The following is a 10,378-nucleotide window of genomic DNA, read 5'->3' as shown; positions in this document are numbered from 1 at the left end:
GGCCACCGACCGCCGGACCCGCTGCTCCACGCCGCCGAGCCGCCGCCACAGGTCGGCCAGGTCCGCGTCCTGGTCAACGATCCCCACCTCCGGGGACACGGCCCCGGAGTCCGAGGAGACGGCTCCCGCAGCCGGGGAAACGACCTCCGCAGCCAAAGAATCAGCCTCCGCATCCGAAGACACGACCTCCGCAGCCGAGGCGACGGCCCCCGCAGCCAAAGAAACAACCCCCGCAACCGAAGACACGACCTCCGCAGCCGAGGAAACAGCCTCCGCAGCCAAAGAAACAACCCCCGCGTCCAGGGAAACAACCCCCGCAACCGAAGAAACAACCCCCGCGTCCAGGGAAACGACTCCCGCAGCCGAAGAAACGACTTCCGCGTCCGGGGAAACGACCTCTGCAGCCGAAGAAACCACCTCCGCAGCCGCGGAAACAACCCCCGCAGCCGAGGCGACAGTCTTCGCATCCAGGGAAACGGGCTCCGCGGCCGAGGAGAGGGTCTCCCCGGCCCGGGTGGGGGACACCGCCGTCATCGGATTGGTTCGCCGCGGCGGCGGCGGGGCGTGGGGAGCGGGCGGGAGCGCGTCACCGCGAACCCGTCGCCTTCCGCCGTCGTGGGGCCCTCGTATCGCAGCCGGTGCGCCTGGTCGGTCGAGCGCAGCACCACGCCCTCGCTGACCGGCGGGCCGGCCGGCGTCCACTCGCCCGCCAGCGGCGCGATCACCTTCAGGTTGATCGCCGGCTTCAGGTCGCCGCCCAGCGCGGACCACACGTCCGACGCGGCGCCGCCCTCCGTAACCGGGGTGCCCGCCTGCACCGTGACGGACAGGCCCAGCTCGGCCAGTGTCCCGGTCAGCCACTCCGGGGCCATCCGCTCGGCACGGATCAGCGCGGCCAGGGCCTGTGACAGCAACCGGTGCTCGTCCTGCGGCCGGTTGGTCCACGCGGTGACCAGGTAGGACAGTTGGAACCATCGCGCGGAGCCGCGCCAGCCGAGCAGTACGCCGTCCTCGCCGTGCACCTCCAGCTCGCCGGTCTTGCGCCGGCTCAGGTCCTCCCGGATGTCGTACAGGAACACGTTGACCGTGGGGGCGTTGCGCCGCGACGTCCAGTCCGTCGTCGGCGCCTCGAACGCCAGCTCGCCCTGCTCGCCCGGCACGTCGCCGGCGGTGAGCAGCCGGCGGATCGCCTCGTCGACCTCGTGGATCATCGGTGCCTCCTCGGGCTCACCTGCGTGCCACCATGTCCGGTGGCGCGAACGTGCCGGGTACGACCAGGAACGGTGTCGTGGCCGGCGCGAAGCCGGGGCCGGTCGCGGTGATCGTGCGCGGCCCGGTCTGGTCCTTGGTCAGGATCAGCAGCTGTGCGGCGAAACTCCCGTCCCGGCGCGGGATCGTCGGCAGCGCGGCCGCGGTGATGCCCGGCGTCCACGTCAGCCGCACCGGCACGCCGGGCGGGAAGTCGAGGCCCCGCACCGAGGTCACGAAGCCCGGCTTGCCGATCGCCGGCACCGCGACGATCCTGGGCTGGAGCACGGTCATGGGCGCGCGGGCCGTGTTGTCGCCGGGGTTGGCATCGGTGCCGGTGGTGCGCAGCGCGCCCCGCACCTCGGTGCGCACGGGTGTGTTCGGCGCGAGGAGCACCTGCACCACCCGCGACTCGCCGGGTGCCAGGTCGGACAGCGCACAGCCGGCGGCCGAGCATCCCGGCGGCAGCGTGGCGACCGGCATGGCGGCCGGCAACTGGAAGTCCAGCCGCAGCCCGGTGGCGGGGCTGCCACCGCCGTTGCGCACGGTGTACCGCACGGTCGCCAGACCGCCCACATAGGACGGTTCGGGCTGCACCACGACCCCGAGCCCCGGCCCGGCGGGCGCTGGTGGCGGCGCGGGCGGCGCACGCACGGCCAGCCTGGTCGCCGCCGCGTTGTCCGAGGGCCGCACGTCGAGCACGTCACCGGCCACCGACCACGTCACCACCTGCCGGCCGGGTGCGAGGCCCACGAGGTCCGCGTCGATCCGCACGCTTTCGCCGCGTGCCAACGGTCCCAGGGCGCACCGGGGCCCGTCGCACGTGCCCCCGGTCGGGCGCACGTCGTCCAGGCGCACGCCGTCCGGCACGGCGACGACCAGTTGCGCGTCCCGCACGTCCGTCGGGCCGCGGTTGGTCACCGTCACGGCCACCGGCGCCGCTCCCCCGACGTCCACGACGGACACCGACGGTGGCGCGGACACGACCAGGTCCGCCGACGGCTGCCACGCCGGTTCCTTCTGCCGGCCGGGCAGGCCGGTGGCGATGCGGTCCAGCGCGCCGGTCGCCGGGTCCAGCACCGCCAGTTCCTCCGGCGAGGCCGCGGCCTGCGTGCGGCGGGTGGTCAGCACGATCTGCGTCCCGTCCGGGGAGAACGCCGCGTCCCGCGGCTGGAACGGCCCGGCCGGGGCGTTGATCGGGGTGGCGCAGGTGTTCGCGCCCGCGGGCAGCAGGACCTGGCACCCGTTGTCCGCCAACGAGACCCGGAGCAGCCCGTCGTTCTCCCGGTTGAACACCAGGCTCGCGCCGTCCGGGCTGAACGCGGAGCTGTCGTCGGTGACCGCGCAGTCGAACCCGCACACCGCCACGGACAGGTCGCGTTGCTCGTCGAGGGTGCCGGTCCGCGCGGTCCACACGTGGTTGTCGCGGACCTCGCCGTTCGGCCCGTCGCTGACGATGCCGCGGGTGAACGAGAGCGTGCCGCCGTCCGGCGACCACGCGGGTTGGGTGTCCTCCTGGTCGGCGGCCTCGGGCGGTGGGACCAGCCGCCCGACCACCGTGCCCGTGGCCACGTCGGCGATCACCACGTGGCTCTGGCCGCCGGCCGGCCGCACGCCCCCCGGTGAGCGCCGGGCGAAGGCGATGAGCCGGCCGTCCGGCGACCACGCGGGGTCGAACTCCCAGTCGGTGGTCTGCCGGTCGGCCACCGGCAGCAGGCGCGGGTTCCCGCCGTCGGCGTCGACGAGCCAGAGCCGCTGCGCCCGCACGCCGTCGACGTCGGTGAACCGGGTCACCACGAGCTGCCGGCCGTCCGGGGAGAACTCCTCGCGCTGGAACCACGGGTCGAAGCCGGCCCGTGGGTGGAACAGCAGGTTCGAGTCGTTCACGGCCTCGGGGTCCTCGCGGAGCAGCGGCACGTCGAGGTCGCGCGGGTCGCTGCCGTCGGGCCGGATGTCCTGCAGCGTGGCCGTCGTCCGGGTGGGCGCGCTGGTGTGGGACACCAGCAGCCGTGCGGGGTCGTCCAGCCACGCCGGCGAGGTGACGTCCCGGTCCTCGCCGAGCAGCAGGCCGGGTGCGGCGGTCGCCGGCAGCCCCGGCGTGGTGTCCACTTCGTACACGTCCGCGACGTTCCCGTCCTCCTCGTCCGGGCTGAGGAAGAGCAGGCCCGTCCCGTCCGGTTTCCACACCGGCCAGCGGGTTTGCCGGCCGGCCTGGTCGCCGCCGAGCAGCGGGGTGCCGTCGACCCGGATCTGGTCGCCGCCCGCGGTGTAGGCGATGCGGCCGTCCCGCGCGTTCCAGGCGGGCTCGGTGGCCCCGGCCGGTTCGTCGGTCACCGGCACCGCCACCCCGCCCGCGACCGGCTGGCGGTAGATCTGGCTGACGCCCCCGCGGTCGCTCGCGAACGCGACCTGCGTGCCGTCCGGCGAGAACGTGGGCCACGTGTCCGCGCCGGCGGTGTCGGTGAGCCGGCGCAACCCGGTCCCGTCGGCCCCGACGAGCCACAGGTCCCGCTCGCCGCCCTCGGCCGAGTCGAACACGACCGAGCGCAGGTCCGGGGACAGCCGCGGGTGGGCGGCGTCCCGGTCGGTGGTGAGCCCGTGCACCGAGCCGTCCGCGGCACGCAGGTACACCTGCGGCGCCACGCTGTCCCGGCGGCTCGTGAACACCACGAGGTTCCCCCGTGCCGACACGTCGTCGTCGAAGTGCGCCGGGCCCGCGCCGAAGAGCGGCTCGCTCGCGCCCGGCCGGGCCGGCGCCGGGTCGGTCACCACCCCGATGCTCCGGTGCCCGGTGCCCGCGAAGGCGATCCGGCCGCCGGCGAACGGGACCTGTTGCTGCGCGGCGGCCGGCGGCGGCGTGCTGCCGCGCACCACCACGAACACCGCGCTCAGCAACAACACCACGGCGAGCACGACCCGGGCTCGGGTTCTGGACAAGATCGCACCTCCCAGTCCTCGCCGCCATCGTCGCCGCACCCGGTGCGCGCTTCGAGGTCCGCGCGGGCACCCGCGGGGCAGACCCGGTGGCGGTTGGGGCAACGGCGGTCAGATCAGCCCCTGCCGCATCACGTAACCCACGGCGTGCGCGCGGTTGCGCAGGTTCAGACGCGTGGTGACGCCATGCAGGATGTTCTTCACCGTTCTTTCCGAATAGGACAGTTTGGTGGCGATCTCCGCGGTGCCGAAGCCCTCGGCGATCAGCCGCAGCATGTCGGTCTCCCTCGGCGTGAGCGTGGACAGCGTGAGGCCGTTCGGGTCGAGGGTGTGCCGCTGGATCTTCCCCACGTGGTCGAGCAGGGTGGCCACCAGGTCGCCCGGCAGGACCGCCTCCCCCTTCGCCATCGCGAGGATCGCGTTCACCAGGTGGTCCTGGTTCGCCTCCGCGCGGCGGATCACGGCGGCGACCTCACAGTCCACTGTGGTCCGCAGGGCCTCCCGGTCGATCCGGCCGACGACCACGCCCGTGCGGGTGGTCGAGGACCGCTGCAGCCTGCGGAGCAGCCGGGTCGCGTTGTCGTCGACCTCGTCGACCACCACCAGCGTCACCGCGGCCCGCGACTCCTCCTCCGCGGTCAGGATCTCCACCTCGGGCCGCGGCCGCAGCTGGTGCACCACACCCGCGCGCAGGACCGGGTCCTCCGCGTAGACCATCACCGGAACTCTTGTCGTCATCTCGGTCTCTCCTGTAGGAATTCCCCGCTGACTCCTCCGATGTTCAGCCGTGCCGATCGTCGGTGCACCCGATGTGGCCCACGAGTGCACGCGTTTGCCCGTACAGTGCCCTTTTCTCCCTGCCCGCCCGCGGGTCGCCGTACTTACGGTTGCCTGTCGTGACCGCAACTACAGAATTCGGTCTCCCCACCGTGGCCGTCACGCCCGGCCTGGAGACCAGGACGACGATGACCGTGCGCAACGACAGCGACATCGTCGAGGCGTACACGTTCGAGGTGGTGGGCGAGTGCGCCCCCTGGACGACGGTGGAACCGGTGCGGCTGTCGCTGTACCCCGGCACGTCCGAACAGGTGACCGTGGTGCTCCGGCCGCCACGCTCCCCCGCGGTGCGCGCGGGGGAGATTCCGTTGGGAGTACGGGTGTTGCCGACCGAGCGGCCGGACTCGGTCGTGGTGTCGGAGACGATCGTGCTCGTCGCGCCGTTCGCCGAGCAGCGTGCCGAGCTCGTCCCCGAGCGCCGGCGCGCGTGGCGGCGGGCCCGGTACCACGTGACGCTGCACAACGACGGCAACACCTCCGCAGACGCGACGCTGTCCGCGCCGGAGACCGACGACCAGCTCACCTACGCGCTGCCCGAGCGGCCTGTCACGGTCGGGCCCGGCGACAGCGCGGACCTCGACTTCCGGGTGCGGGTGGCGAAGATCGTCTGGTTCGGCAAGCCCGTCACGTGGCCGCTGCGCCTGGACGCGAGCGCCGTCGCCGGCGAGGACGTCGGGCAGCACCCGCTGGAGGGCGAGCTGATCCAGCTCCCGGTGTTCCCCCGGTGGCTGCTGGTCCTGCTGGCCGCGTTGCTCGCGCTGGTGGTCGCGTGGTTCGCCCTGGTGCGCCCGGCGGTGCGCAGCGCGGCACGCGAGGCCGCGGACGACCGGGCGCAGCAGATCGCCGAGGCCGGGCAGGAGAGCCAGGTCACCACACCGCCGAAGCAGGGCGGCGGTGCGGGTGGCGGTCAGCAGGGGCAGCAGGGACAGCAGCAGAGCGGCCAGGGCCAGGAGGGCGGCGGCACCGGCGGGTCGGCCGGGACGCAGGGGCAGCAGAGCTCCAGCACCATCGAGGTCCGCACGAACGGCGGCCAGCAGGGCGTCGGCGAGTACACGGTGCCGCAGGGCAAGGTCTTCCACATCACGGACCTCGTGCTCGCCAACCGCCAGGGCGACGAGGGTGTGCTCACCATCACTTTTGGCGACCGCGTCATCACCACGATCGCGCTGGAGACGTTCCGGAACCAGGACTACCACTGGGTGACGTCGATCGACGTGCTCCCGGGCGCGAACGTCACCGCGACGGTCGACTGCGCCCAGCCGGGCACCCCCCTCACCGGGCGGCAGGCGCCCAACTGCTTCGAGCTGCTCAACGTCAGCGGCGACCTGACCGACCAGCCCAGCCAGTGAGCCCCACGCGCGACCCTCGGCCTGGTACCGCCGGGCCGGGGGTCATCGCCGTGTCGTGCGGCGGTTCCACTCGTCGAGCAGCGCGTCGATCCACGCGGCCAGCAGCGCGGCGGTCGCGCCGTCCCCGCGGGCGAGGCACGAGAGCCGTTCCTCCCGCGCGGCCGTCAGCTCCGCCACGAGGTCGGCGCCGGTCCCCTCGTCGATCACCGCCGGGCCGCGATCCGGAAGGCCTCGATGTACTTGGGCAGCTCCACGAGTGCCTGCTCCCACCGGTCGGCCGCGATCTGCCCGGCGAACGCGCACTCGACGACCAGCCGGTCCAGGTCCGGGTCGGGGTTGGGCCCGCTGCCGCGCAGCCGGCGGGCCAGCTCGGCCCTGCGCAGCTGGGCGCGCACCGCCACCAGCGTCTCCTCCAGCTCGGCGATGGCGCGCTCGGCCTGTTCCGGCGACACCACCAGCCACCCCCGCTCGGCGAGCCGGACGAACAGGTCGCCGGCGAACGGCTCGGGCGCGGCGCTCTCATCGGAACGCATACCGCACCTCCACGGACGAGTCGGAACCGTGCCCCGACCCCAGCACGCCCGCGGGGGCGCGCCAAGGGCGGCGTGAGCGATCTGCCCGGCAGTACACACAGGAATGCCCCGACAAGCCGGTCGCGGTCAGGGCACGAGGAGTTGGAACCGTTGCGAGTTCCCGGAGTCGGCCGGTCGGCCGGCGCGGTCGACGAGTCGGTAGCGGCCGCCGCCGAGGGGTTCCAGGCGCCAGGTGGCCGCCGGAGTCGGGTCGTTCGGTTCGCCGAGGGTGAGGCCGGGGCCGTGCCGGCGTGCGGCCAGTGGGCGGCCGGTGGCCACGTTGACCACCTGGAAGTAGCCCTCCTCGGTGTGGGCGAAGCGCCACAGCTGGCACGGCGTCGCCCGGCGCGGCACCATGAGCACCGCCGGTCCGCAACCGCCCTGGAGCACGCCGGTGCCCGCGTCGTCGGCGATGAGGACGTCACCGACCGGGTCGACGCGGAACTCCTGGCACGGCTGGCCGGTGCGCGTGAACGTCTGCACCGCCGCGCCCGCGCCGCCGCAGCCCGCGGGGGCCAGCACCCGCCCGGACAGCTTGTTCTCGAGCACGGACCAGCCGTCGGCGGTGGCCGTCAGGCGGAACTTCTGGCAGTCGTTGTTCACCCAGCCCCACTGGGCGACCCGTGCGCCGTCCGCGTCGACGCACCCGGCCACGTCGACGACCTTGTTGCTGTGCCGGTTGAGCAGGCTCGCGTACCCGTCGCCGCGGCCCTCCGGGCGCCACTGCTGGCACGTGCCGCTCCTCGGCGCCCCGAGGAGGATGTCGCTGCCCTCGTACCCGCACGGGTTGTCCAGCACCGCGCCGCTGGTGCGGTGCACCACGGTCACCCAGGCGGGCCCGTGGCCGACCTGGCTGCTGCCGGAGAGCGGATCGGACAGCGCGGGCCAGCCGTCCCGCCACAGGACGCGGCGCACGGACTGCTTCGACGTGCCGTCGTCGGCGAGGTCGTAGTAGTGGTGCACGAGCCAGTCCGCACCGCCCGCGGTGAACGTGTCGCTGTGCCCGGGGCCGCGGAACTCGTTGTACCCGCGCAGGAGGTCGGTGCCGCCGAACGCCGTCATCGGCACGCCGTCGCGGTCGAGGTACGGCCCGGTTACCCGGGACGCGCGGCCGACGACCAGCCGGTAGTCGCTGTCCACGCCGCGGCAGCAGTAGTCGAAGCTGGCGAACAGGTAGTAGTAGCCGCCGCGGCGGAGGATCGACGCCGCCTCGACCGACGCGCCGAGGCGGGAGGCGAGCGGGTACGGCGTCGGGTCGGCCTGGGACGGCAGGCCCGTCGTCCGGTCGAGGCGGCGCAGTTCGATGCCGTCCCAGAACGAGCCGAACGCCAGCCACGCGGTGCCGTCGACGTCGAGGAAGAGTTCGGGGTCGATGGCGTTGACGTGGTCCGCCGGCGTCGTGCGCAGCACCATGCCCCGGTCGGTCCACCTGGCGGGGTCGAGCGTCGGCGTGGTCGCCAGCCCGATGACGGAGTTGTTGGTGCCGAACGAGGATCCCGCGTAGTACAGGTGGTAGAGGCCGTCGAAGAACGAGATGTCCGGCGCCCACAGGTCGTGGGGCACGGCGCCCAGCTCGCGGCCCACCCAGTCCGGTGGGCTGGCGAACACCGTGCCGGCGGGCTCCCAGTGCAGCAGGTCGGTCGACCGCGTGACCGGCAGGCCGACCCCGGTGCTGAAGCTGTAGAAGTACCGGCCCCGCGCGATGACCGACGGGTCGTGGGCGACCGGGTCCTCGGCACGACGACCGGCGGGCATCGCGTCGTCGACCGCGGCGACCGTTCCCGGCTCCGCGGCCGCCGGCGGGGCGAGCCAACACCCCGCCAACACCGACGCGATCGCCAGCAGCGCGGCTCCGACTCGAGCGGTCATCGCTCCACCCCCAGTGCCGGCCAGCGTTCGCGGCCATGCAGGATCGTACTGTCACCAAGGCACTGCTACGACCGGGAAGCACCTGATGGAGCACTACACCGCCGAGCCGGCACTCCAGACGCGGGCCGAGCACGCGGAAGCCCCGGCCTGGGACAGCCGCCGGGACGAGCTGCTGTGGGTCGACCAGCTCGTCGGCCTCGTCCACCGCGGCCGGTGGCACGGCGGCCTCTCGATCACCCACACCTACCAGCTGGGCATGCCGGCCGGCGCGGTGGTGCCGACGAGCGACCCGGACGGCGGGTGGCTGTGCGCCGCGGGCCGCGGCTTCGCCCGCCTGGACGTCGACGGCACCGTGACCGTGCTCGCCGAGCCGGAACCGGACGGCAACCGCATGAACGACGCCAAGTGCGACCCGCTCGGCCGGTTCTGGGCGGGCAGCATGGCGTTCTCGCAGGAGAACGGCGCCGCCTCTCTGTACCGAATGGACGGTGACGGCACGGTGACCGCGGTGCTGCGCGACGTCACCATCTCCAACGGCACGGCGTGGACGCGGGACCGCATGTACTACATCGACACCCCGACCCAGCGCGTCGACGTCTTCGACTTCTCCCCCGACGGCGAGATCGGCGACCGGCGCGCGGCGTTCTCCGTCGAGGGCGGCGCGCCGGACGGCATGTGCGTCGACGACGAGGGCTGCCTGTGGGTGGCGCTGTTCGGTGGCGGTGGGGTGCGGCGGTACTCGCCCGCCGGCGAGGTCCTCGCGTTCGTCGAGGTCGACGCGCCGCAGGTGTCGAGCTGCGCGTTCGCGGGGAACCGGCTGTTCATCACGACGTCGCAGGAGAACTACAGCGCCGAGGACAGCGCCCGCCACCCGCACGCCGGCAAGCTGTTCACCGTCACGCTCCCGGTCGGCGGCCCGCCCGCCGAGCCGTACCGGCCGGCCACGTAGCCGGGGCTTTCCGGAACGTTCGGTTTCGCCGCGCATTGGGGCTATGTTCGACATACGAACCGGCCAAGGAGCGCGTGATGGCGGATCTTCCGGTGTTCCCGTTCGACTCCCCGCCCGAGCTGGACGCGGATCCCCGCCACGCCGAGCTGCGCCAACGGGATCCGGTGCCGCGGGTGCGGCTGGCGGGTGGCGGCCAGGTTCGGCTGGTCACCCGGTACGAGGACGTCAAACGGGTGTACGCGGACCCGGTGTTCAGCCGGGCCGAGGCGGCCAAACCCGACGTGCCGACCGTGCTTCCCGGCCCGGGGAACCCGTACCTCCTGCTCAGCATGGACCCGCCGGCGCACACCCGGATGCGCAAGCTGGTGGCGCGGGCGTTCACCAGGCGAGCCGTCGAACGCATGGGGCCGCGGCTCCAGGAGCTCGCCGACGAACTGGTCGACGCGATGGTGGCGCACGGCCCGCCGGTGGACTTCATCGACGCCTTCGCCGCGCCGCTGCCGGCCACCGTCATCTCCGAGTTCATCGGCGCGCCCGGTGACGACCAGCGCCAGCTCCGGCAGTGGATGGACATCATGCTGTCGATCACCGCGCACAGCCAGGACGAGATACGGGCGGCG

At 73.5% G+C, this 10,378-nt stretch carries 8 protein-coding genes and 1 pseudogene; 3 read left to right on the top strand and 6 right to left on the bottom strand.

The features are described from left to right. Window positions 1-530 precede the first annotated feature (530 nt). From ACJ73U_RS00385 to ACJ73U_RS00375, 3 genes are all read right to left on the bottom strand, one after another. The gene (locus ACJ73U_RS00385) at window positions 531-1,211 is read right to left on the bottom strand and encodes a DUF4255 domain-containing protein (RefSeq protein ID WP_407775444.1); all 681 of its coding nucleotides are present in this window, start codon (window positions 1,209-1,211) and stop codon (window positions 531-533) included. Window positions 1,212-1,227: 16 nt separating this feature from the next. Then, window positions 1,228-4,185: a hypothetical protein gene (locus ACJ73U_RS00380; protein WP_407775443.1), complete on the bottom strand. Its 2,958-nt coding sequence runs from the start codon at window positions 4,183-4,185 to the stop codon at window positions 1,228-1,230. A 108-nt stretch (window positions 4,186-4,293) separates the two neighbouring features. Then, window positions 4,294-4,920 carry a response regulator transcription factor gene (locus ACJ73U_RS00375; RefSeq protein ID WP_407775442.1) on the bottom strand — a complete coding sequence of 209 codons (627 nt, stop codon included), beginning with the start codon at window positions 4,918-4,920 and terminating at the stop codon, window positions 4,294-4,296. Window positions 4,921-5,078: 158 nt separating this feature from the next. On the opposite strand from ACJ73U_RS00375, the gene ACJ73U_RS00370 reads away from it, so the two are divergent. Then, window positions 5,079-6,368 (top strand): hydrolytic protein, encoded by a 1,290-nt coding sequence (locus ACJ73U_RS00370; protein WP_407775441.1) that lies wholly within the window; start codon window positions 5,079-5,081, stop codon window positions 6,366-6,368. A gap of 42 nt (window positions 6,369-6,410) precedes the next feature. Here ACJ73U_RS00370 and ACJ73U_RS00365 read toward each other — a convergent pair whose 3' ends face one another. From ACJ73U_RS00365 to ACJ73U_RS00355, 3 genes are all read right to left on the bottom strand, one after another. After that, complete coding sequence (locus ACJ73U_RS00365; protein WP_407775440.1) at window positions 6,411-6,575, bottom strand: hypothetical protein; 165 nt, start codon at window positions 6,573-6,575, stop codon at window positions 6,411-6,413. After that, window positions 6,572-6,901, bottom strand: coding sequence for a hypothetical protein (locus ACJ73U_RS00360; protein WP_407775439.1), 330 nt, complete (start codon window positions 6,899-6,901; stop codon window positions 6,572-6,574). Before ACJ73U_RS00360 ends, ACJ73U_RS00365 begins: the two co-directional genes overlap by 4 nt. A gap of 126 nt (window positions 6,902-7,027) precedes the next feature. Beyond that, window positions 7,028-8,809: a family 43 glycosylhydrolase gene (locus tag ACJ73U_RS00355; protein ID WP_407775438.1), complete on the bottom strand. Its 1,782-nt coding sequence runs from the start codon at window positions 8,807-8,809 to the stop codon at window positions 7,028-7,030. Between the two features lie 85 nt (window positions 8,810-8,894). On the opposite strand from ACJ73U_RS00355, the gene ACJ73U_RS00350 reads away from it, so the two are divergent. Beyond that, window positions 8,895-9,758 carry an SMP-30/gluconolactonase/LRE family protein gene (locus ACJ73U_RS00350; RefSeq protein WP_407775437.1) on the top strand — a complete coding sequence of 288 codons (864 nt, stop codon included), beginning with the start codon at window positions 8,895-8,897 and terminating at the stop codon, window positions 9,756-9,758. A gap of 77 nt (window positions 9,759-9,835) precedes the next feature. Next, window positions 9,836-10,378, top strand: a pseudogene (locus tag ACJ73U_RS00345) (cytochrome P450); the annotation flags it as partial.

This window comes from Actinophytocola sp., assembly GCF_045807065.1.
Taxonomy (GTDB): Bacteria; Actinomycetota; Actinomycetes; order Mycobacteriales; family Pseudonocardiaceae; genus Actinophytocola.
The sequence above is the reverse complement of the archived record's forward strand: the minus strand, read 5'-3'. Positions and strand labels throughout refer to the sequence as shown.